The sequence below is a fragment of the Aurantimonas marina genome, from assembly GCF_017183135.1.
Lineage (GTDB): Bacteria > Pseudomonadota > Alphaproteobacteria > Rhizobiales > Rhizobiaceae > Aurantimonas > Aurantimonas marina.
On sequence record NZ_JADDXW010000001.1, the window covers coordinates 526,275 to 548,096 of the forward strand.

The following is a 21,822-nucleotide window of genomic DNA, read 5'->3' on the forward strand; positions in this document are numbered from 1 at the left end:
CGGCCAGCGCTCTCAGCCACGATGAGGGGATTCGCCATGCAACCACCCACCGCACTCAACGCGGCCTTCGCGGCCGGTGATACCGCCGCCGTCATCGCCGAAACGCTGGCCATGGACGGCGCGACAACCGTCATCGACATCGGCTGCGGCCATGGCGGCCTTGCGAAAGCTCTGACGGCGCGCGGCTTCCAGATCACCGGAGTCGACCCCGGCGAAGCGGCGATCGACGCCGCCCGCGCCGCTGCGCCGGAAGCCACCTTCACGGTGGCCCCCGGTGAAAAACTGCCCTTCGCCGACCACAGTTTCGACGCGGCGGTGTTTCTCAATTCCCTGCACCATGTGCCGGAAGCCCACATGCTCGACGCGCTCGGCGAGGCCGCGCGGGTGACGCGGACAGGCGGCACCGTTCTCGTCATCGAGCCGCTCGCCGAAGGTCCGTTCTTCGAGATCGTGCGCCCGATCCATGACGAAACCGACATTCGCGGGGCCGCCGCCCGGGCGGTTGCGGATGCCTGCCGGGACGGACGGTTCGCGCTGCGCGGCAACGTGGTCTATGAGCGCAAGGAACGTTTCGCCGACGTGGATGCGCTCATCCGCCGGGTGGTGTCCGTCGATCCTGCCCGCGCGGCGACGGTCGAAGCCAAGCGTGCGGAGGTCGAACGCCTGTTCGAGGCCAATGCCGCGAAAGATGAGGGCGCCAACATCTTCGCCCAACCGCTGAGGGTCTACTGGCTGCGCAAACTGTGAGCCTTTGCCGGTGACGGATCTCAACGACCTTCCGGCCCGCGACCTTCTGGCCATTTTCCGCAGCCGCGAGGCGTCACCGACAGAGGTCTGGGCCGACGTCGAACGCCGCATCGCGACCTGGGAGCCGTCGATCGCCGCGCTCTGGGTCTACGATCCGCAGAGCGCCCGGGAGGAGGCCGCGGAAGCGACGGAACGCTGGGCCAAGAGCGCACCGAAGGGTCCGCTCGACGGCGTGCCGGTGACGATCAAGGAACTGATCGCGACGAAAGGCACGCCGATCCCCAACGGCACCGCCGCGACGACGCTTGTCGCCGCTTCGCAGGACGCGCCGCCGGCCGCGCGGCTGCGCGAGGACGGCGCGATCATCTTCGCCAAGACCACCTGCCCCGATTACGGAATGCTGTCGTCGGGACTGTCGAGCTTCCACAAATTGTCACGCAATCCCTGGGATGTCCGGCTCAATCCCGGCGGCTCCAGCGCCGGCGCCTCCGCAGCGGCGGCGGCCGGCTTCGGGCCGCTGCATCTGGGCACCGACATCGGCGGCTCGATCCGCATTCCCGCCGGCCTCACCGGAACGGTGGGCTTCAAGCCGAGCTATGGCCGCGTTCCGATCGATCCGACCTATATCGGCCGCGTCGCCGGACCGATGACCCGGACCGTCGCCGACGCGGCGCTGATGATGGCGACGCTGTCGCGGCCCGATGTCCGCGATCCGACCCGCCTGCCGCCGTCGGCGATCGACTGGAACGACCTGTCTCTCGACCCAAAGAGACTGCGCATCGGCGTCATGGCGGAGGCCGGTTGCGGCCTGCCGGTCGATCCGGACGTCGCGGCGGCGCTGGCCGATTGCGCGCACGCCCTGAAAGACGCGGGAGCCATTGTCGAGCCGACGCCGGGAATTCTCACCCGCGCCATGCTGGACGGTTTCGACCGCTTCTTTCGGGCGCGGTTCTGGGCGACGATGTCGGCCCTGCCGGACGACAAGAGCGCGATGGTACTGCCCTATATCCGCGAATGGGCGGCCGGCGCGGCGGCCCTTTCCGGCACCGATGTCGCCGAGGCCTTCGACCAGATCCAAGCGATCAAGGCCGCGGCGGCGGCGCCCTTCGCCCGGTTCGATGCCATCCTCTCGCCGGTCAACCCGCAGGCATCCTGGCCGGCCGAATGGGCCTCCCCGCTCGACGACCCCGCCCGGCCGTTCGAGCATATCGCCTTCACTCTGCCGTGGAATGTCTGCGAGCAGCCGGCGATCAGCGTCAATGGCGGGTTTACCGGAAACGGTCTGCCGATCGGCGTGCAGATCGTCGGACCGCGCTATGCCGACGCATTTGTTCTCAAGCTCGCCGCGTTGCTGACGAAGATTGTCGACGCCGAGCCGCGATGGGGGAACCTGCATCCGTCGGGCGCTGGACCTGTGTCAAAAGCCTAAAACTGTCCCGATTAGGGGATCGTTTATCACCTCGGAGGGTTCTTGCGGCCTTTACGGCAAGATCGCGTCGGCGCCCGCCCATTCCGAAGGGCATCAGATTGAACATCCCCGCGCTTCCGCGATATGACATCGGAGTGATGCAACGATGATGGCGCGAATTTTTGGATACGGACCCGGTTTCCACGGCCGATCTGTCTGGACTGCTCGAACAGATCGCGCGCCGGCTGCACTCGCAGGGCTATGCCTCGCAGCTGTTTCCGGCCCAATGGGCGGCGCTACGCTATGTCCAATCAGCGCCGCCGCACTTGCGCACGGCGATCGACCTTGCGCGCTTCCAGGGTCTGGCGTCGGGCGCCGTCGCACGCACCGTCCGCACGCTGATCACCAAGGGCTATCTCGCCAAGCTGGGCACGATCGGACGCGGCCGCGCCGAACAGCTGGAACTGACCGATCGGGGCGTCGCCCTTTTGAAGAAGGACCCGCTGCAGTCCATCGCCGTCGCGCTCGCGCCCCTCAGCGAGAACGAGCGCCAGATCCTGGCAAAGGGCCTCGATATGGCGATCCGCTCGACGATGGCGGGGGACAGGCCGGACGCCTCGTGACCCGAATCGGACAGCCCGGCGCGATCAGGATAGTCAGTCGGCGAAACGACCGTCGGCCGCGTCGAGTTCGGCCCGCATCCTTGTGACGAGCAGGCTGTCATCGGGCGCGCAATTGTCGTGGGTGACGAGCTCTCCCGCTTTGACCGGCCGCACCACCTTCGCCTTCTCGACCAGGCCGAGCGGCAAGGCCCGCCTGGCGCGCGCGTCGTCCCAGGTCATCGCGTAGCCGCGATAGTCGGCCTCGCCGATCCGCCCCAGCATCTCGCCTGGTTTCAGATCGCGCTTGGCGATGGCGCCGCATTCGGCCACCGGCCGATCCACGGGCACCATGTCCGGACGTCGATACATCACGGCGCGGGCCGCCGACAGCGGCGTCTCCAGGCTGGTCAGATGGAACGGCCGGATCAATGCAAAGCACGGACCGGGACCGACCTTTAGATCCGCCATCCGCTCGATCGCGCGGGGGTGGCGCGGCTTGACGACGCAGAAGACGCCCGGCGCGACCCCCTTGCCGATCGTGTAGTCGACGCAGCCGGTCTTCGACAGGATGCCGCCGTCCTCGGCCGTACACAGCACCTGGCCTAGATTGTCGCCGGTCGCTTCCGGGCCGTGCATGCCTGGCACGTCCGGCCTGAGACCGGTGCAATTGGCGATGGCGGTCATCTCCACCATTGTTTTCGAGCCATCGATGAACTCGACCAGCATGCGAGCGTTCATGTCCCGCTGCCGCGCCTCCGCCTCGTACTCCTCGGGAATGGCGGAATGGCGCAGCGGATTGTTCTTGCCCTTGCCGGCCGCGACCACCTCCATGCCGAGACTCTGGGCAAACGAAATCAGCTCCAGCGTCGAGGCGGGTTCGTCGCCGGCCGATCCGGTGTAGACCACCCCGGCCTCTTGCGCCTTGCGGGCAAGCAGGCGGCCGACCGTGATGTCGGCCTCGACGTTCAGCATCACGATGTGCTTGCCGTTGCGGATCGCCTCCAGGGCAAGGAAGGTCCCGATCTCCGGACTGCCCGTCGCATCGACGACGACATCGATGCGGCCGGCCGCGCACAGCGCGCCGAGATCGTCGGTCACCGCGATACGGCCGGCCTTGATCGTGCGATCGATGTCGGAGGCATTGGCGGCGGCGACGCCATGATCGTCGTCGTAGCCCGCCATGGCGATCGCCTGCATCGGCCGCCGGGGGCCGTTCGCCGCGACGGCGCCGACGCGGATGCCGGTCATCAGCGCGATCTGGACGACGATGTCCGTTCCCATCTGCCCGGCCCCGGCCAGGCCGATCGTCACCGGTCCATGCCGGTCGGTGTAGGCGGCAAGCTCGGCGGCAAAGCCGATGCGTTCGATCATGGATCTGACGGTCCTAGGATGGCGGAAGCGAGAGGCCGGCGAAGCGGACTTGCGCCTTGTAGAACAACGTACGCTCCAATGGAATGATTTGTCGCGGCGTGTACACAACAGCGCCAAAGCCGACGCGTTTCCTCAGAGGGCAACCCCGTCGCCGGTCATGCCAAGGCCGCCGGACAGCCAGGCCTTGGCGGAGGAGTTTGACGCGGACCCACTCGCGACACTATCGAGCGGGGGGGGGCGAGAGGTGGATCATGAGCGACGGCGGTACGGCGGGCGACAAGCAAAAAGCAAGGCGGCTACAGCGGCTGGAGGCGCAATTGCGGGAAAATCTGCGCCGTCGCAAGGAGCAGGCGCGCGCGCGCCGTGACGAGAACGCGGGGCGTCGCCCGGACGATGCAGCGGAAACCGGCCCCTCCTCCACTCCGGAGAACGAGCCGGACGCGTGACGGCTCGCGGCGATCCGCCGTCGGCTCCATCTTCGCTCGGCCTCCCGCACGCCGACGCCCCGGGCAGCCTCCGCCGGGTCGCTTGACCTTGGTCAATGTCACGTTCCGCGGACTCCCGCATCATGCGGGCGGGACGTGGACTTTGCGCCATGCCGCATTTAGAACGGTTCTGACAAGGAGTTCGCGATGATCGATTACCAGAGCCAGTTCGAGTCGGCGATCGAAGCGTTGCATGCCGAAAAGCGCTATCGGGTGTTTGCCGATCTCGAACGGATCGCCGGGCAATTCCCGAAGGCGCTCTGGCGGCATGACGGCAAGGTTCGCGAGATCACCGTCTGGTGTTCCAACGACTATCTCGGGATGGGCCAACATGGCGATGTGATCGCGGCGATGACCGCGACCGTCTCGGCGATGGGCTCCGGCGCCGGCGGCACCCGCAACATCTCCGGCACCAACCATCCGCTGGTCGAACTGGAGCGCGAACTGGCGGATCTGCACGGCAAGGAGGCGGCGCTCGTCTTCACCTCCGGCTTCGTCTCCAACGAAGCCTCGATCTCGACCATCGCCAAGCTGTTGCCGAACTGCCTGATCTTATCCGACGAGTTGAACCACGCCTCGATGATCGAGGGGGTCCGCAAGGCCGGAACCAAGAAGCAGGTCTTCCGTCACAATGATCTGGAGCATCTGGAAGAGCTTCTGAAGGCCGCCGACCCGGCACAGCCGAAGCTGATCGTCTTCGAGAGCGTCTATTCGATGGACGGAGACGTCGCGCCGGTCGAGAAAATCGTCGAACTCGCCGAATACTACAACGCCATGACCTACATCGACGAAGTCCATGCCGTCGGCATGTATGGCCCGCGCGGCGGCGGCATCTCCGAGCGCGATGCCATCGCCCAGCGCATCGATGTGATCGAGGGAACCCTGGCCAAGGCCTTCGGCGTCCTCGGTGGCTACATTGCCGGCACGAAGGCGGTCATCGACGCCGTGCGTTCCTACGCGCCGGGTTTCATTTTCACCACCGCGCTGCCGCCGGCGCTGGCGGCTGCAGCGACCGCCTCGATTCGCCATCTCAAGACATCGCAGACCGAGCGCGACGCCCAGCAACGTCAGGCTGCTCAGGCCAAGAGCGTGCTACGCGGCGCCGACCTGCCGGTCATGACGTCCGACACGCATATCGTTCCGCTGGCGGTCGGCGATCCCGACCTGTGCAAGAAGGCCAGCGATCATCTGCTGCAGCGGCATGGCATCTACATCCAGCCCATCAATTACCCGACAGTGCCGCGCGGTACCGAGCGCCTGCGGATCACCCCGACGCCCCTGCATTCCGACGCTCTGATCGAGACGCTGAAGGACGCCCTCGTCGAGACCTGGAATACCGTCGGCATTCCCTTCGCGACCGAGCGGCCGGCCCATGCCGAACGCTCCCGCAAGGTCACCCCCCTGGTCGTCTCGCAAGCCGGCGGCTGAGCCCCGGCGAAAAAAGCTTCGTCCCACCATCGTTGCGGGGTATCTCGATGAAAGTCTCGCTCGATCATTTCCAGGCCATGCTACCGCGCCCGGCGACCGCCGAATGGCCGGACGGCGTCTTTCATGTCGAGGCGCTGTCCCACGGCACCATGACGCTGGAGATCTTCGCGCCGCGCGGCGAGGATCGACAACGGCCGCACGGACAGGATGAACTCTACATCGTCGCATCCGGCCAGTCGGATGTCGTCAGGGACGGTAAGCGCGAGCATGTCAGAGCCGGCGACGCGCTGTTCGTGCGGGCCGGGACGGAGCATCGCTTCGAGGGCATGTCCGACAACTTCGTCACATGGGTGGTCTTCTGGGGTCCTGAAGGCGGTGAGGAGCCCGCGCCCTCACCCTCGGTCTTTGCTTCCATCGACGCCTGACAAGCGGTCTTTTTCGTCGATCGGCGGCGCGACCGTGTCGCCCGGTCGCGCGCGGCGCTTTGCGAGCAGGGGAACCATCATCGCGATGCTGACGAATCGCACGACATGATGGGCCGCAACGTAGGCGGGATCGACGTCGAACTGGAATGCCAGCACGGTCAGCGCCTCCAGAGCGCCAGGCGCATAGGCGAGCGCGACCTTCCCAAAGCCGATTCCAAGCGCCACCACGGCCACGGCCGCCGCGGCGGCCGATACGATAAGGCCGATTGCGAAGGAGCCGATCGCGGCCGGAAGCAGCCGCGAAAACGCCGTGATATTGATCCCCTTGAGCCGGGAACCGATCAGCGTGCCAAGAAGAACGAGGCTCGGGATCGCGAGCACCGGTGGAATCGCCACCGTCGAGACGCCGCCGACGTGCAACGCCCCGCTACCGATCAGGGCGCCCAGCATCATCCCGCCGGGCAGCCGGATCAGATGACCGGCGAACGCGACCAGTGCGCATAGGCCGAAGAGCAAGGCGTAGTCGGCGAGAGTTCCGTCCGTTCCGCGCGTCATTGCGACCACGTCGGTGCCGCCTTCCAGCCAGGCGAGAATCGGCGTCAGGGCACCGATCAGAAAGAGCAGCCGGACGCTCTGGACGATGGTGATCCGGGTTAGATCGGCCCGGGTTTCGGACGCGGCGGCCAGCACGAAGGACAGCGCGCCGGGAAGCGAGGCGAACAGCGCGGTGTCCTTATCCCAGCGCAGCATGCGATGCAGGAAGGCGTGGGTCAGCACGATGACGACCCCGACGCCGAGCATCTGCACGGCGAAGGACAGCGGCCAGATGGCGATCTGCTCCAGCACGTCCGGCGTCACCCCGGAACCGGCCTGGACGCCGAGAACGAAGAACGCCAGTGTGCGCAATAACTGCGGCAGTTCCGTATCGAGCCCGGCGATGCTCGCCGCCGACACCGCGAGCACCGGTCCCAGCAGCCAGGCGACCGGCAGACCGAGCGCCGAGGCGGCAAGGCCGCCGAGCCCGGCGAGGGCGAGCGTTGCGAAGCGATGTGAGAGGGTGCGACCGTCGACGGCTCTCACGCCGCCCGGCCGATCCAGTCGACGAGACGATCGGCGGCGGCTTCCACCTCGTCCAGCCGGCGATGGAAGCAGGCTCTGAGAAACCGATGGCCGGATTGGCCGAAGGCGGTGCCGGGCGCGAGTACCACCCCGGCCTCGTCGACGATGCGAAAGGCCGCGGCCTTGGTGTCGTCGACACCGTCGATGGCGAAAAACTGGTAGAACGCGCCGTCGGGCGGTGTCAGCGCCACGCGGTTGGTCGCCTGGAGCCGTGAAGCAAAGATCTCCCGCGCTTCCCCGGCACGCGCGATCTGGCTTTCCACGAACGCCTCACCTCGTTCCAGCGCCGCGATCGCCCCCCGCTGCATGAAGGCCGCGACGCCCGAGGTCGAATATTGAATGAGGTTTTCGATGATGTCGCCAAAGGCGGCGTTGGTCTCGATCCAGCCGACCCGCCAGCCGGTCATCGCCCAGTTCTTTGAGAAGGAATTGACGAAGACGATCCGATCGTCCTCCTCCATCACATCGTGAAACGATGGCGCCCGTCCGCCGGAATAGTAGAAGCGGCTATAGATCTCGTCGGCGATGATGAAGATTCCGGCATCACGGGCGATTTCCAGGATGGCGCGCAATGTCGCCTCGTCGGCCGTCCAGCCGGTCGGGTTGGCCGGCGTATTGACGAACACTGCCCGGGTCTTTGGGCCGATCGCATCCTTGAATTTCTGCAGATCCAAGTGCCAGCCCGTCTCGCTCCAGTCGAGCGCGACCTCGCGTGCGACCGCGCCTTGAAGTTCGGCGGCCGCCGCAAAATTCGGCCAGGCCGGACCGATGAAGACGACCTCGTCGCCGGCGCCGGCGAGCGCCGCCAGCGTGATCTGGATCGCCTGCATACCCGAGCCGGTCACGAAGAAGCGCTCCGGCGAGGACGGCCGTCCGTAGAGCCGCGCCGTGTAGTCGGCGAGCGCCTGGCGCAATTCCGGCAACCCGCGCTGCCAGGTATAGAAGGTCTCGCCAGCCATCAGGCTCGCCGACGCGGCCGCGCAGATGAAATCCGGCGTCGCGAGATCGCCCTCGCCGGCCCACATCGGGATCAGCCCCTCACGCTCCCGCGCATAGTTGATCACGGCAACGATGCCGCTTTCGGGTGCCGTGACCGCTTCGCGGCGCAATTGCGTGAGATCGATCATACCTGGGCCTTCCAGCAAGGGGGATCGCGGCTCGAAAAGCCCGCGGATTTCGCCATCGCCCCTCACGCGCGCCGCGTCAATCCCTTCGCACCGCTTATGGATGTTTGTACCGGTCTCAGGCGCGCGGCGCCCTGTCGGTAGCGACCGCCATCAGGTCGCGGATCTCCTCGAGCAGCTTTTCCTGGCGCGGCACCTTGGAGACTTCGACAGGCTTGGCCTCTTCCTTGCGCTGCATCCGGTTCATGCCCTTGACCACGAGAAACAGGATGAAGGCGACGATCAGGAAGTTGATCGTCAGCGTCACGAACTTGCCATAGGCGAAGACCGGACCCTGTTCGCGGGCGGCCTCAAGGCTTGTCGCGGTCACGACCGAGGACAGCGCGACGAACTTGTTGGTGAAATCGACGCCGCCCGTGATGACCGCGACAAGCGGCATGAACAGGTCGCTGACAAGCGAGTTGACAAGGCCGGAGAACGCCGCCCCGATGATGATGCCGATCGCCAGATCGACCATGTTGCCCTTGAGGGCGAATTCCTTGAATTCCTGAAGCATTATCTGTCCTGATATCGAACGCGCCGGATTCGCGTAAAGGCGCGCGATCATACAAAGTCGTCGGCGCGACACAATCGGGCTGGCTTGCGGCGATCTCGCCGCGAACTGGACTTGCGGCGGTGCCGGTGGTTCTGTTTCCCGACCGACGCATTGGCGTGTCGCGGGAGGTCCGATTTGAACAGCGGCATCATCGTCGTTACGGCGATCGCCTATCTGCTATTGCTGTTCGCCGTCGCCTGGTGGGGCGACCGGCGTGCCGCGGACGGCCAAGCAAGCGCAAGCCGGCCAGGCGTCTATGCGCTGAGTCTCGCCGTCTATTGCACCTCCTGGACATTTTTCGGATCGGTCGGTGTCGCCGCACGGGACGGCTTGTCCTTCCTGGCGATCTATCTCGGACCGATCCTTGTGTTTCTGCTCGCGCCGACCTTCATTGAGCGGCTGATCCGTCACGCCAAGGCCGAACGGATCACCACCGTCGCCGACTTCATCGGCTCGCGCTACGGCAAGAGCCCGTCGGTCGCGGCCTTGGCGACGCTGATCGCCATCATTGGCACGGTCCCCTATATTGCGCTGCAGCTCAAGGCGATCTCGACCAGCGTCGCCGCTCTGGTCGCCCACTACCGCGCGACCCCGGAGATGCCACCGCTGTTCAGCGATCTTGCGCTACTGGTCGCGACCGTTCTCGGTGTCTTCGCGATCCTCTTCGGCACCCGCCATGCCGATGCCACCGAGCATCAGGACGGCCTTGTGCTCGCCGTCGCGATGGAATCGATCGTCAAGCTCGCGGCGTTTCTGGCGATCGGAATCTGGGCCACCTTCGTGCTGTTCGAGCCGGGGGAACTCTGGCGCGCCGCACTGGCCAATCCGGCCGTAACCAGCGCCTTCAGCTCCGAATTCGGCGGACGCTTCCTCGCCTCGCTGGGCCTCAGCGCATTGGCCATCCTGCTCCTGCCACGCCAGTTCCATATGACGGTGGTGGAAAACCGCACGCGCGACGAAATCCGCCGCGCCCGGTGGCTGTTTCCGCTCTACCTCGTTCTGATCAACATTTTCGTCGCACCGATCGCCGCCGCCGGTCTGATCAAGCTCGGCGGCACGGTCGACGCCGATCTCTACGTCCTCTCGCTGCCCCTGTCGCAGGGGCAGGACGGACTGTCGCTCGTCGCCTTCATCGGCGGGCTTTCAGCGGCGACGGCCATGGTCATCGTCGCCAGTGTCGCGCTTTCCATCATGATTTCGAACGATCTCGTTCTACCTTGGCTGCTCAAGCGTCGCGGCCCCGGCATCGACACTCGCCAGGACGAAACCCGGCTGATCCTCAACGTGCGCCGCTCGGCGATTCTGGTCGTGGTGTTTCTGGGATACGGCTATTACCGCTTTGCCGGCACCGGAAGCGGCCTCGCCTCGATCGGGCTCCTGTCCTTCGCCGCCATCGCGCAGCTCGCACCAGCCTTCCTGGCTGGCCTGTTCTGGAAGGGCGCGAACGCCCGCGGCGCGATGGCCGGGCTGACTGCCGGCATCCTGGTCTGGGCCTATACGCTGCTCCTGCCGGCGATCCAGGGGCCGACGGTGACCGGGTCTCTGGCGGCGGCGACCGCAGCCACGCCGGACATCGATCCTCTGCTCTTCGGTGTTCTCGCCAGCCTGCTCGCCAACACCGCCTGCCTTGTTCTCGGCTCGCTCAGTCGCCGGGCAACACCGCTGGAGCGCATCCAGGCTGCGACCTTCGCGGCGCAGGACGGCGGACCGGCCGCCGGCCTGCGCCGCACCCGCGCCGGCGTGACAGTCGGCGAACTGACGGCGACCATCGCCCGCTATCTCGGCGCCGAGCGCACCGAACGATCGCTGGCGCGCTTCGCCGAAGAAGAAGGGCGGACCCTCGACGCCGACGCGACCGCCGACAGCGCAACGGTCCGTTTTTCCGAACAGCTTCTCGCCTCGGCGATCGGTTCGGCATCGTCCCGCCTCGTCCTTTCGCTGCTGTTCCAGCGGCACGCCGATTCGAGCCGTTCGGCGCTTCGGCTGCTCGACGATGCCTCCGAGGCGCTGCAATACAATCGCGATCTCCTGCGGATCGCGCTCGATCAGGTCGATCAGGGGCTGGCAATCTTCGATACCGATTACCGGCTCACTTTCTGGAACCGCCAGTTCCGCGATCTTGTCGGCCTGTCGCCGGAATTCGGTCAGATCGGCACCCCCCTCACCGTCGTTCTCGACGAACTGCTCGGCGCCGGTGAGATTGACGAGGAGGAATACCAAAGGAGCTTCGAGAGCCTCACCCACCCGCCCGCGCTTCGCCAGATCGGCCTGCAGCGCTCGGGCCGGGTTCTGGAATTTCGCGCCAACAGGATGCCGGAGGGCGGCCTGGTGGCCACCGTCTCCGACATGACGGAGCGGGTAAGGCGTGCTGCGGCATTGCGTGAGATGAACGAGAACCTCGAGGAGCGGGTCCGTGTGCGCACCGGCGAACTCGTCACCGCCAACGAGGAACTCGCCAAGGCGCGCCAAGCGGCCGACGCGGCCAATCTCGGCAAGACGCGGTTTCTCGCCGCCGCCGGCCATGACATTCTGCAGCCGCTCAACGCCGCTCGGCTTTACGCGGCCGCTCTGCAGGAACGCCAGCGCAGCAGCACCGGTCGGGAAATCACGACCAATATCAGCTCCTCGCTGGAGGCCGTCGAGGCGATCATCGGCGCTGTTCTCGACATTTCGCGCCTTGAGGCCGGCGGAATGCAGGCCAAGGTCGAGGACTTCCCGCTGGACCGGCTGCTGCGCCAGATCGAGACCGACATGCGGCCGCTCGTCGATGAAAAAGCCATTGTACTGCGCTTCGTGCGCACCAGCGCCGCCGTCCGTTCGGACCGCAACCTGCTCCGAAGGCTGATCCAGAACCTCGTCTCGAACGCCATCAAATACACACGGGCGGGCAAGGTCGTCGTCGGGGTTCGGCATCGGGTCGGCGGCAGCATCGATATCGAGATCGCCGACAGCGGCATCGGGATCCCGGCCGACAAGCTGGAAACGATCTATCAAGAGTTCGTGCGGCTGGATGAAGGAAGCCGGACCGCACGCGGACTCGGCCTCGGCCTGTCCATCGTCGACCGCATCGCGCGGGTGCTCGACCATCCGGTCGAGGCGACCTCGGAACATGGACGGGGAACCCGCTTCCGCATCACCCTGCCGGTCGCCGAGGCCAAGCCCGTGCTGCTGACGGAAACGCCGTTGCTGCCGGCGCGGTCCGGTTTGGCACTCACCGGCACGCGGGTGCTGTGTATCGACAACGAGGTCGCTATCCGGGAAGGAATGCGGGTCCTCCTCACCGGTTGGGGTTGCGAGGTCGAAGCCTTCGGCTCGGCGGATGAGGCTGTCGACATGCTTGCGAAGAGCTGCATCCTCCCGGATATCGCCCTCGTCGACTACCATCTCGATGACGGCAATGGGCTCGACGCCATCGGCCTGCTGCGCGCGACGCTCGATCCTCAGCTTCCGGTGATCCTCGTCACCGCGGACCGGTCGCCGGACTTGCGCGAACAGGCCCTCGCCATGGACGTCGATGTGCTGACGAAGCCGCTAAAGCCTGCCTCCCTGCGGGCCGCGATGGGCCGCAAGAGCAGCCGCCGCGAGGCGGCCGAATAGGCCAAGCCCATCGCCGGGCCCCCCGTGCTCTCAGGCCGCGAAGCCGCTCTCCAGATCGATGCCGAGCTTGGAGAGGCGGATCACCGCCTGCGTACGGCTGTCGACGCCGAGCTTCAAGAGCACGGCCGAGACATGCGCCTTGATCGTCGCCTCCGAGATTCCGAGTTCATAGGCGATCTGCTTGTTGAGGAGGCCCCGACCGAGCATGGTCAGCACCCGCGTCTGCTGCGGCGTCAGCGTCCGGATGCGCCGGATCAACTGCGTCACCTCCGGGTCGCGCTCGGCGTCCAGTGAAACGTCCGGCGGCAAAAAGACCTCTCCGGCGAGAAGCGAAAGGATCGCCTGACGGATCGTGTCCAAGCTCGACGATTTCGGGATGAACCCCGATGCGCCGAGATCGAGGGCCCGCGCCACGATTGGCGCGTCTTCGCTGCCGGAGACGATCGCGATCGGAACCGAGGGATGATCGGCCCTGAGCAGTGCCAGACCGGACAGCCCGCTAGTGCCTGGCATGTTGAGATCGAGCAGCATGAGATCGGCGTCCGTGTTGGCCGCGAGCGCCGCCGCAGCCTGGTCGAAATCCGCCGCTTCGACGATCTCCGCCGGCTCGGGCAGCGACGTCAGGATTGCCCGCAGGGCGCCGCGAAACAGGGGATGGTCGTCGGCCACGATGAAGACATGGCTCATATCCGTTGTTCCTCCCATCGTATCCCGGTGCCGCCGCGACCATGCGGCGGCCGGTCCTCCCGGCCGTTGAGGCAACATGCGCCACACTCCACACGGTGACGGCTGCATGTCGTTCCGACGTTCTTGACCGCCTTACGGTCCAGGATCAAGGCCAACCGCGATCAGGAGCCGATTCGATCCAGACTTCCGGCGAAATGGAGGACGATTTCGCGCGAGTGCGGCCGCGCGCGATGTTCGACGACGTAGATGCCCTGCCAGGTCCCGAGCATCATGCGTCCCGCCGAGACAGGCACCGCGAGGCTGGTCGCCGTCAGTGCCGATTTGATGTGGGCGGGCATGTCGTCGGGCCCTTCCATCGTGTGCGCATAGGGCGCGTCCTCGGGCGCCAGTCGATCGAGCGCGCCGAGGAGATCGTGCTGGACGTCGGGATCGGCATTCTCCTGGATCGTCAGAGACGCGGAGGTATGCCGGATGAACAGCGTGAGGAGGCCGTCGCGGACTCCCGCCGCGGCGAGACGCTCGGCGATCTGGTGACTGATCTCGACCATCGACCGGCCGGGCGTCGCAATACTCAAGGTTTCGATATGTTGGCGCATAGCGGGTTCCCTGCATTCCACGTCGGTTCGATCGCACCGGCCATCTCGACCCTACAACCCTCCGTCCCGCGTCCTACCTTCTTTCCCCGGCAACAGGGAAACGGCAATGACACAAGCACGCGTGACGATCGATCCAACGGTTTTCGACCCGGACGAGATGGATCCGGAGCTCGTCGAATTGAACGACAGAATCATCGCTGAACAGAAGATCCTGCCCAGTCCCTGGTCGATGCCGATCGAGCGGGTTCGGGAGCTGCGCAAGGAAGGGCGCGGCGTGTTCCCTTCTGCCCCGAAAGATAAAGCCGCCGAGACGATCATCCATATCGGCGGCGCCGGACGCGAGATTGCGGTTCGGGTGCTCAGGCCAGCGGACGGTGCGACGCGCGGCACTTTTCTGCACATTCACGGCGGCGGCTGGGTCTTCGGCGGATCGGAGGAGGCCGACCCACGGCTGCGGCGACTCGCCGACAACACCGGGCTCACCGTTGCTTCGGTCGAATACCGGCTGGCGCCGGAAGATCCCTTCCCGGCCGCATTGCATGACTGCGCCGATATCGCGCTGGCGCTGGCGAACGGACATCTGGCCGATCTGCCGCGCGGCTTCCTGGCGATCGGTGGTGAATCGGCTGGCGCGCACCTCTCGGTGCTGACGCTGCTCCGGTTGCGCGACGAATACCAGATGACGCCGTTCAAGGCGGTCAATCTCGTCGCCGGCTGCTACGATCTGTCGCTGACGCCGAGCGTGCGCAATTTCGGCGATGAGCGCCTCATCCTCAACACCGACGACGTGAAGGAGTTCGTCCTTCGTTTCGTGCCGGAAAGCTACTCCCTCAAGGACCCGGCGGTCTCGCCGCTCTACGCCGATTTGAAAGGCTTGCCGCCCGCTCTGTTCAGTTGCGGAACCCGCGATCTCCTCATCGACGACACGCTGTTCATGGCGGCGCGCTGGATTTCTAGCGGCATCGAGGCAGAACTGGCGCTGACCAATGGCGGAGCGCATGTATTCCAGGCCTTTCCGACCAAGGCGACAGAGCGCTCGCTCGACGAGATGGAGGACTTTCTCAAGCGGCGGATGGAATTTCCGGTCTTCGACATCCCGACCTAATCTGAAGGGCGATCAGGTCCGGTCCGGTTCGGCTTCGGCGTTCGCCTTGTCCGGATCAGCGCCCAGATCGCGCTCCAGCTCCCGGACGATGTCGGCGAAGCCGCGGAAGACCTGCCGCATCGTCTTGATCGCCTGATCGGCGGCGTCCACGTCATCGACGGCGCCTTTGTCGCCTTCGAGCGCCTCGACCCGCGCTTCGAGATCGGCGATCCGGCTGGCGTCGTCCCGCCGGCCGTCGCCTTTCTGGGCCTCGCGTGAGCCCTTGCAGACGACGGCATCGCCCTCGGCCCGGCAGAGATCGACCGCTCCGGTCTGGGTATCGAGCCGGGCGATACCGCCCTCGACCGGCTGCATCTGATAGCGGCCGCCGGTGGTGTCGAGGATCGACTGGGCGGATGCTGGCACGGCGGCGACCATGCCGGCCGCCAAGAGGGCTGAGACGATTCGGGGCATTGACGCTGGCTCCATGAATTCAACCCTGCCACACTTGAGCGACGCGACAGGCAACCGGAAGCGTAGACCTGCGGCATGACCGTCTCAAGGCAGCGGGGCGATTGACCTTGCGGCGTCGCTCTGGCACCGATCTGTCATGCACCAGCCCATCTACAAGATCGCACCCCGACCGCTCTGGGAAGCCGCCAAGGCGAAAGGTCAGTTCGATGGCGCGCCCATCGACGAAGCGGACGGCTTCATCCACTTTTCGACCGGCGAACAGGTCCGCGAAACCGCTGCCCGGCATTTCACCGGTCAGAGCGATCTGATGTTGATCGCGGTCGACCCAGCCAAGCTCGGCGACGGGCTGCGCTTTGAGACATCGCGCGGCGGCGCGCTGTTTCCGCATCTTTACGGCCCGCTTCCCCTCGACGCGGTAGTCTGGGTCGAGGATCTGCCGCTGGGAATCGACGGCGGCCACCAGTTTCCCGGCTCGGTCAGATGAATCGCCTCTACCGGCTGGCCCGTCCGGCCCTGTTTCGCCTCGACCCCGAACGCGCCCACGCCCTGTCGGTCGCGGCCTTGAAGCGCGGGCTGATGCCGCGGGTCAACACGCCCGTCGACAACCGGCTGCGGACCGAGGTCGCCGGCATCGCCTTTCCCAATCCGCTCGGCCTCGCCGCCGGCTACGACAAGAACGCCGAGGTTCCAGACGCAGCATTGCGGCTCGGCTTCGGCTTCGTCGAAGTCGGAACGGTGACGCCGCAGCCGCAGGAGGGCAACCCGAAGCCCCGCATCTTCCGCCTCGAAAAGGCGCACGCGATCATCAACCGGCTCGGCTTCAACAATGACGGCCACGCCGAGGCGTTCGAGCGACTGGAAGCGCGCATCCGCAAAGCCGGGATCGTCGGCGTCAACATCGGCGCCAACAAGGATTCCAAGGATCGGGTCGCCGACTATGTGGAAGGCGTCAACCGCTTCGAGGCCGTGGCGAGCTATCTGACGGTCAACATCTCCTCGCCGAACACGCCGGGGCTGCGGGCCTTTCAAACCGGCTCGGACCTCGATCGGCTGCTCAAGTCGGTGGTGGCCGCCCGCGATGGCTATGCTGCGCTGTCGGGCGGTGGAGCCAAGCCGCTCTTCCTCAAGCTCGCGCCGGATTTGGCCTCCGAGCAGATCGACGAGATCGTCACCGCCGTCCGCAAGCGGCGCATCGACGGGTTGATCGTGTCGAATACGACGCTGTCGCGGGCGGGCGTCGCCGGCCAACCGCACGGGCTCGAAGCCGGCGGCCTGTCGGGCCGGCCGCTGATGGACCGCTCGACCTATGTACTGGCGCAATTCAGGCGGGCGCTCGGGCCGAAATTTCCGCTGATCGGCGTCGGCGGCGTGGAAAACGCCCGCACGGCGCTGCGCAAGATCGAGGCCGGCGCCAATCTGGTGCAGCTCTACACGGGCCTCGTCTATGAGGGCCCGGAGCTTCCGGTGCGGATCCTGAAGGAGATGGTCCGCTATCTCGACAGGGCCGGCCTGGATCATATCGCGCAGATACGCGGGAGCCGAACCGACGAGATCCTGGCCGCGCCGCCGCCGCCGAACTGAACTGGTTCAGGAGGCGTTCGGTCCAAATGTCTCGGCCCGCCGTCTTGGCAGCAGCGCCATGAGGCTGATCCCGCGAAAGCCGAGGAAGACCAGCAGCGCGGCCCACAGCCCGTCATTGCCGAAGACCGGCGATAGCGCGTAGGCGCCAATGGCGAAGATGACGAAGGACGCGATCATCATGTCGCGCATCGTCCGCGACCAGGTTGCGCCGATGAAGATGCCGTCCATGATGAAGGCGAGCGCCCCGGCCAGCGGCGTCAGCGCCGCCCAGACCAGATAGTCGCCGGCCGCGACCCGCACCGCCGGGTCCGTCGTCAGAAAAGCGATCAACGCCTCGCCCGACACGAGGAAAAGCGCCGACAGCGCCAGCGAGAGCCCGAGCCCCCAGACGAGCGTCAGCTTGACGGCCCGGTCGAAGGCAGGCCGGAACCGCGCGCCGACCGAGCGACCGACGAGTTGTTCGGACGCTGTCGCCATGCCGTCGAGAAAATAGCCGCCGACGAGGAAAAAGTTCATCAGGATGCCGTTGGCGGCCAGCGTCAACGCGCCGGTGCGGGCGCCGAGGCGGGTAAACAGCACGAAGGCGCCGAGCAGGCAGAAGGTGCGGATCATGATATCGCGATTGACCGCGATCATCCGCGCGATGCCCCGCCGCTCGAAGACGCGGGCCGGCGACGGTCGCTCGGCACGATCGAAACCGCGCACGACCACCGCGAAGCCGACCAACGCCCCGACCGCCTCGCCGCAGACCGTCCCGATTGCGACGCCGGCGATACCGTATTCCATGACGAGGCCGAACAGGATCGACAGGCCGATATTGGTGCCGTTGACGACGATCTGGAGCACGAGCCCCAGCCCGCCGCGCCCTCGCCCCAGCACATGGCCGAGGATCGCGTAGTTGACGAGCGCGAAGGGCGCCGAGAACATCCGCAGGACGACGTAATGCCGGGTCACCTCCGCAACGCCCGATCCCGGCGCGATCGCCAGCAGCCCGAGCAATGTCACCAGCGGCTCGGCGAGGATCAGCAGAAGACCGATGCCGAGCGCGAGAACCATGGCACGCCAGAAAACCGCCTGCGCCTCGCTGCCATTCGCCTCACCCATCGCCTGCGCGGTCAGACCGGTCGTGCCCGAGCGCAGGAAATTGCAGGTGGCAAAGGCGAAATCGAAGATCAGCGCGCCGACCACGAGCCCGCCGAGCGCCGTCGCGTCGCCGATGCGTCCGACCACGGCGGTGTCGGTCAGACCGATCAGCGGCGTCGTCAGGAACGCCAGCGTCATCGGCAGGGTGATAGCCCAGACCTCGCGATGGCTGACCGTAAAGGGTCGCGAGTGCCCTGGCCCCGCTACCGGGCCGGACGCTATCGCACGCTCGATCTGTTCGTCACCGTCACGTCGCATCGACGCGAATTCGCATTCCGCTCGAACTCGGGCAAGCGAAACCTTGTCGCGGTGTCCCGAGCCAGAACCGCCCTATCTTGCCGGATCATGCCGGTTCCGATGATCCACCACCCCGCCTTCGACGCCGAATTCGACGCTCATCATCGCTTCCCGATGTCGAAATTCACGCGGCTGGCCCAGATTCTCGTCGAAGACGGCATCGTCGCGCCGGACGGCTTCCACATTCCGGCGCCGGCGCTGCCCGGCTGGCTGCGGCTCGCCCATGATCCGCTCTATGTCGATCAGGTGCTGTTTACCGCCGTGCCGCCGGCGATCGAGAGGGCAATCGGCTTCAAGGTGGACGAGCGGGTGGCCATGCGCTCACGCTGCGCCACCGGCGGAACGGTGCTCGCCGCCAAGCTGGCGCTCGCCGAGGGCCTTGCTTGCAACACCGCCGGCGGCAGCCACCATGCCGGTCGGGCCGGCGGCGCGGGTTTCTCCGTGTTCAACGACGTCGCCGTCGCCGCCTCGGTGCTCTTGGCCGACGGCGACGTCGGCCGGGTGCTGGTCGTCGACTGCGACGTGCATCAGGGTGACGGCACGGCACGGATCTTCGCCGAGAACCCGCGCGTCTTCACCCTGTCGATCCACGCGGCGAGGAACTACCCGACCGACAAGGTGCAATCCGACCTCGACGTGCCGCTCGCCGATGGCACCGGCGACGCCGCGTATCTCGAAGCGCTCGCGGCGGCGCTGGCCGAGGCGACGCGGCAGAGTTGGCCGGAGATCGTGTTCTACAATGCCGGCGTCGACCCGCACGCCGAGGACCGGCTTGGACGGCTGGCGCTGTCGGATGCGGGGCTCGCCGAGCGCGACCGCACGGTTATCGGCTTTTTCCGCGACCGGGACCTTCCGGTCGCCTGCGTCGTCGGGGGCGGCTATTCGCGCGATATCGAGGCGCTCTCGCGCCGTCACACCATCCTGCACCGCGTGGCACGGGAATTCGAATGACGGTTCAGCGCCGCCCGATCGTCAACAGGCGCGAGATGATGAAGATCGGCACGACGATCGCCGCGCCGAGGATGAAATAGTCGACCGCCCGCTCCAGCGAGCCGAAGACGCTGACCCACAGCCAGTCGACCAGGCTCACCACCCAGTCGACGATGTCCGCCGGGCTCCAGGACAGCCAGGAGAGGATGACGCCGACGACAATCGACAGAAGCACGAGCTTGACGATGACGCCCAGCGGCGAGCCGCCGAGGAATCTGTTCACCCGTTCCGACATGATTGGTCTCTCCAGCCCGCGTCCTTCGCGCCGGAGGTAGGCCGAGCATCGCGGCGGTGCAAGGTCGAGCGGCGGACGAAGCCCTGATCCGGCCGCGCAGCCATCATTCCTTCGACCCGTCCGGCAACATCGCCTGCAACGTCTCCAGCCGGTCGGCCTCGAAGGCCGGTTTGTCCCAGCGAAGCCGCGAAACGCGCGGAAACCGCATCGCGACGCCGGATTTGTGCCGGCTGGACCGGGCCAGCCCCTCGAACGCCACCTCGATGACCAGGCCGTGGTCGGGCTCGGCCCGCACCGAGCGCACCGGCCCGAAGCGCTCGACCGTGTTATCGCGGACGTATTTGTCGAGCTGCTTCAGCTCCGCGTCGGTGAAGCCGAAATAGGCCTTGCCGACCGGCACCAGTTCGGGCGCGTCCATCGGCCCGGTCCAGACGCCGAATGTGTAGTCCGAATAAAAACTCGACCGCTTGCCGTGACCGCGCTGGGCGTACATCAACACGGCATCGACCAGGTAGGGGTCCTGCTTCCATTTGAACCAGGGCCCCTTCGGCCGGCCCGGCACATAGGGCGAATCCCAGCGCTTCAGCATCAGCCCCTCGATGACCGGATGCGGCGGCGTGGCGCGCAGTCCTTCGAGGTCTTCGAAGCGTTGAAACGGCACGAAGGGTGAGAGGTCGAAGCGCGACGGTTCCAGCCGGGCGAGAAAGGGCTCCAGCCGTTCGCGGCGCTCGGCAAAGGCGAGGCCGCGCAGATCGGTCGAGCCGTCATGGAGGAGATCGTAGGCGCGCAGAAACACCGGATAACGCTTCAGAACGGCGGCCGAGACGGTCTTGCGGTTCAGCCGCTGCTGCAGGTCGGAGAAGGTGCCGACGACGATGTTGTCGTGGGGTGGACCGCGAGGCTCCGCAACGTCCGGCGGGCCGGAGCGGCCGTCCTTCGGCGTCGCCACCAGCAATTCGCCGTCGAGCGAGCCCTCATAGGTCATGAAGTCGAGGAGATCGGGAAATGCGCTGGAAATGTCGTCGCCGGTGCGCGAGTAAAGCCGCCGGATACCCCGCTCGGCCGTCGCCTGGACGCGGATGCCGTCCCATTTCCACTCGGCCGCGTAACTTTGCGGGTCGATGCGCTCGTAGTCCGGCTCCGCCAGAGCCTGCGACAGCATCACCGGGCGGAATGGCGCCGCGGCGGCCGAGACCGGCTTCTCCGCCCGGCCTTCCAGCCACCCGAACAGCGGCTCATAGGGCGGCCCCAGCCCGTGCCAGAGTTCCTCGATCTCGGCGATGGCCTTGCCGCCGAAATCGGCCAGCGCCTGCTTGGCGAGACGCGACGACACGCCGACCCGCAGCCCGCCGGTGGCGAGCTTGAGCAAGGCGTAGCGGCCGGAGGAATCCAGCCGGTCGAGCCACGCCTCGACCAAGGCGGGTCCTTCCTTGCGCGAGGCACGATCGAGCGCTGCGACCACGTCGGTGAGCGTCGGCGGTGGGGCTGCCGAGCGGTGCTCGCCGTCATGGGGCGAGGGCCAGACCAGCGCGATGGTTTCGGCAAGGTCGCCGACATAGTCGTAGGAATAGCGAAACAGCACCGAATCCATGCGGCTCGCCATCAACTCACGCAGCATCGCAGGTTTGACGCTTTTGATGTCGAGGTCGCCGGTGATCGCGGCCAGCGCGTAGCCGCGCTCGGGGTCGGGTTCGGCGCCGAAGAAATCCACCATCAGCTTGAGCTTGCCGTTGCGCGACGGCGTCAGCACCAGGCGGTCGAGAAGTTCGGCGAATCGCTGCATCGTATTCCGGCGTGATTGATCACGATGCCAATAGATAGGGCGCCGGCTCGG

At 66.4% G+C, this 21,822-nt stretch carries 21 protein-coding genes; 11 read left to right on the forward strand and 10 right to left on the reverse strand.

What is annotated here, in order from left to right:
- The first annotated feature begins 36 nt into the window (after positions 1–36).
- From ING15_RS02475 to ING15_RS02485, 3 genes are all read left to right on the forward strand, one after another.
- Positions 37–747, forward strand: coding sequence for a class I SAM-dependent methyltransferase (locus tag ING15_RS02475; protein WP_206453163.1), 711 nt, complete (start codon positions 37–39; stop codon positions 745–747).
- A gap of 10 nt (positions 748–757) precedes the next feature.
- Positions 758–2,176, forward strand: coding sequence for an amidase (locus ING15_RS02480; RefSeq protein WP_206453164.1), 1,419 nt, complete (start codon positions 758–760; stop codon positions 2,174–2,176).
- 161 nt (positions 2,177–2,337) lie between these two features.
- Positions 2,338–2,778: a MarR family winged helix-turn-helix transcriptional regulator gene (locus tag ING15_RS02485; protein ID WP_206453165.1), complete on the forward strand. Its 441-nt coding sequence runs from the start codon at positions 2,338–2,340 to the stop codon at positions 2,776–2,778.
- 33 nt (positions 2,779–2,811) lie between these two features.
- On the opposite strand, the gene ING15_RS02490 is transcribed toward ING15_RS02485, so the two are convergent.
- Positions 2,812–4,128: an NAD(P)H-dependent oxidoreductase gene (locus ING15_RS02490; RefSeq protein ID WP_206453166.1), complete on the reverse strand. Its 1,317-nt coding sequence runs from the start codon at positions 4,126–4,128 to the stop codon at positions 2,812–2,814.
- A gap of 251 nt (positions 4,129–4,379) precedes the next feature.
- Between ING15_RS02490 and ING15_RS02495 the strand changes: the two genes are divergently transcribed.
- The 3 genes from ING15_RS02495 (at position 4,380) to ING15_RS02505 (ending at position 6,466) form a co-directional block, all read left to right on the forward strand.
- Positions 4,380–4,574, forward strand: a complete 195-nt coding sequence (locus ING15_RS02495) for a hypothetical protein (protein WP_206453167.1) — start codon at positions 4,380–4,382, stop codon at positions 4,572–4,574.
- A gap of 189 nt (positions 4,575–4,763) precedes the next feature.
- The gene (hemA, locus tag ING15_RS02500; RefSeq protein WP_206453255.1) at positions 4,764–6,041 is read left to right on the forward strand and encodes a 5-aminolevulinate synthase; all 1,278 of its coding nucleotides are present in this window, start codon (positions 4,764–4,766) and stop codon (positions 6,039–6,041) included.
- 47 nt (positions 6,042–6,088) lie between these two features.
- Positions 6,089–6,466, forward strand: coding sequence for a cupin domain-containing protein (locus ING15_RS02505; RefSeq protein WP_206453168.1), 378 nt, complete (start codon positions 6,089–6,091; stop codon positions 6,464–6,466).
- Here the strand turns inward: ING15_RS02505 and ING15_RS02510 are convergent.
- From ING15_RS02510 to mscL, 3 genes are all read right to left on the reverse strand, one after another.
- Positions 6,434–7,546, reverse strand: coding sequence for an AbrB family transcriptional regulator (locus ING15_RS02510; RefSeq protein WP_206453169.1), 1,113 nt, complete (start codon positions 7,544–7,546; stop codon positions 6,434–6,436). The genes ING15_RS02505 and ING15_RS02510 overlap by 33 nt on opposite strands.
- Positions 7,543–8,712, reverse strand: coding sequence for a pyridoxal phosphate-dependent aminotransferase (locus ING15_RS02515; protein WP_206453170.1), 1,170 nt, complete (start codon positions 8,710–8,712; stop codon positions 7,543–7,545). The genes ING15_RS02510 and ING15_RS02515 overlap by 4 nt, the downstream gene beginning before the upstream one ends.
- 115 nt (positions 8,713–8,827) lie before the next feature.
- A complete protein-coding gene (gene mscL, locus ING15_RS02520) occupies positions 8,828–9,265 on the reverse strand; it encodes a large conductance mechanosensitive channel protein MscL (RefSeq protein ID WP_206453171.1) in 438 nt (145 codons plus the stop codon).
- Between the two features lie 174 nt (positions 9,266–9,439).
- Here mscL and ING15_RS02525 point away from each other — a divergent pair, with 174 nt between their 5' ends.
- Positions 9,440–12,901: a hybrid sensor histidine kinase/response regulator gene (locus ING15_RS02525; protein WP_206453172.1), complete on the forward strand. Its 3,462-nt coding sequence runs from the start codon at positions 9,440–9,442 to the stop codon at positions 12,899–12,901.
- Between the two features lie 30 nt (positions 12,902–12,931).
- Here the strand turns inward: ING15_RS02525 and ING15_RS02530 are convergent, their stop codons facing one another.
- Both ING15_RS02530 and ING15_RS02535 read right to left on the reverse strand, forming a co-directional pair.
- Entirely contained in the window at positions 12,932–13,588 is a 657-nt protein-coding gene (locus ING15_RS02530; protein WP_206453173.1) for a response regulator transcription factor, read from the reverse strand.
- Positions 13,589–13,749: 161 nt separating this feature from the next.
- Complete coding sequence (locus ING15_RS02535; protein ID WP_206453174.1) at positions 13,750–14,184, reverse strand: secondary thiamine-phosphate synthase enzyme YjbQ; 435 nt, start codon at positions 14,182–14,184, stop codon at positions 13,750–13,752.
- Positions 14,185–14,290: 106 nt separating this feature from the next.
- Between ING15_RS02535 and ING15_RS02540 the strand changes: the two genes are divergently transcribed.
- On the forward strand, positions 14,291–15,289 hold the full coding sequence (locus ING15_RS02540) for an alpha/beta hydrolase (protein ID WP_206453175.1): 999 nt from the start codon (positions 14,291–14,293) through the stop codon (positions 15,287–15,289).
- Positions 15,290–15,301: 12 nt separating this feature from the next.
- On the opposite strand, the gene ING15_RS02545 is transcribed toward ING15_RS02540, so the two are convergent.
- Positions 15,302–15,742 carry a hypothetical protein gene (locus tag ING15_RS02545; protein ID WP_206453176.1) on the reverse strand — a complete coding sequence of 147 codons (441 nt, stop codon included), beginning with the start codon at positions 15,740–15,742 and terminating at the stop codon, positions 15,302–15,304.
- Positions 15,743–15,878: 136 nt separating this feature from the next.
- Between ING15_RS02545 and ING15_RS02550 the strand changes: the two genes are divergently transcribed.
- Positions 15,879–16,226, forward strand: coding sequence for a DUF952 domain-containing protein (locus tag ING15_RS02550; protein WP_206453177.1), 348 nt, complete (start codon positions 15,879–15,881; stop codon positions 16,224–16,226).
- Positions 16,223–17,323: a quinone-dependent dihydroorotate dehydrogenase gene (locus ING15_RS02555; RefSeq protein ID WP_206453178.1), complete on the forward strand. Its 1,101-nt coding sequence runs from the start codon at positions 16,223–16,225 to the stop codon at positions 17,321–17,323. The genes ING15_RS02550 and ING15_RS02555 overlap by 4 nt, the downstream gene beginning before the upstream one ends.
- A gap of 6 nt (positions 17,324–17,329) precedes the next feature.
- Here ING15_RS02555 and ING15_RS02560 read toward each other — a convergent pair whose 3' ends face one another.
- Entirely contained in the window at positions 17,330–18,604 is a 1,275-nt protein-coding gene (locus tag ING15_RS02560) for an MATE family efflux transporter (protein ID WP_232845501.1), read from the reverse strand.
- A 207-nt stretch (positions 18,605–18,811) separates the two neighbouring features.
- Between ING15_RS02560 and ING15_RS02565 the strand changes: the two genes are divergently transcribed.
- A complete protein-coding gene (locus ING15_RS02565) occupies positions 18,812–19,714 on the forward strand; it encodes a histone deacetylase family protein (RefSeq protein ID WP_206453256.1) in 903 nt (300 codons plus the stop codon).
- Positions 19,715–19,718: 4 nt separating this feature from the next.
- Here ING15_RS02565 and ING15_RS02570 read toward each other — a convergent pair whose 3' ends face one another.
- Together ING15_RS02570 and ING15_RS02575 are read right to left on the reverse strand one after the other, a co-directional pair.
- Positions 19,719–19,988, reverse strand: coding sequence for a DUF6460 domain-containing protein (locus ING15_RS02570; RefSeq protein WP_206453180.1), 270 nt, complete (start codon positions 19,986–19,988; stop codon positions 19,719–19,721).
- A gap of 103 nt (positions 19,989–20,091) precedes the next feature.
- Positions 20,092–21,771: a cisplatin damage response ATP-dependent DNA ligase gene (locus tag ING15_RS02575; protein ID WP_206453181.1), complete on the reverse strand. Its 1,680-nt coding sequence runs from the start codon at positions 21,769–21,771 to the stop codon at positions 20,092–20,094.
- Positions 21,772–21,822: the final 51 nt, after the last annotated feature.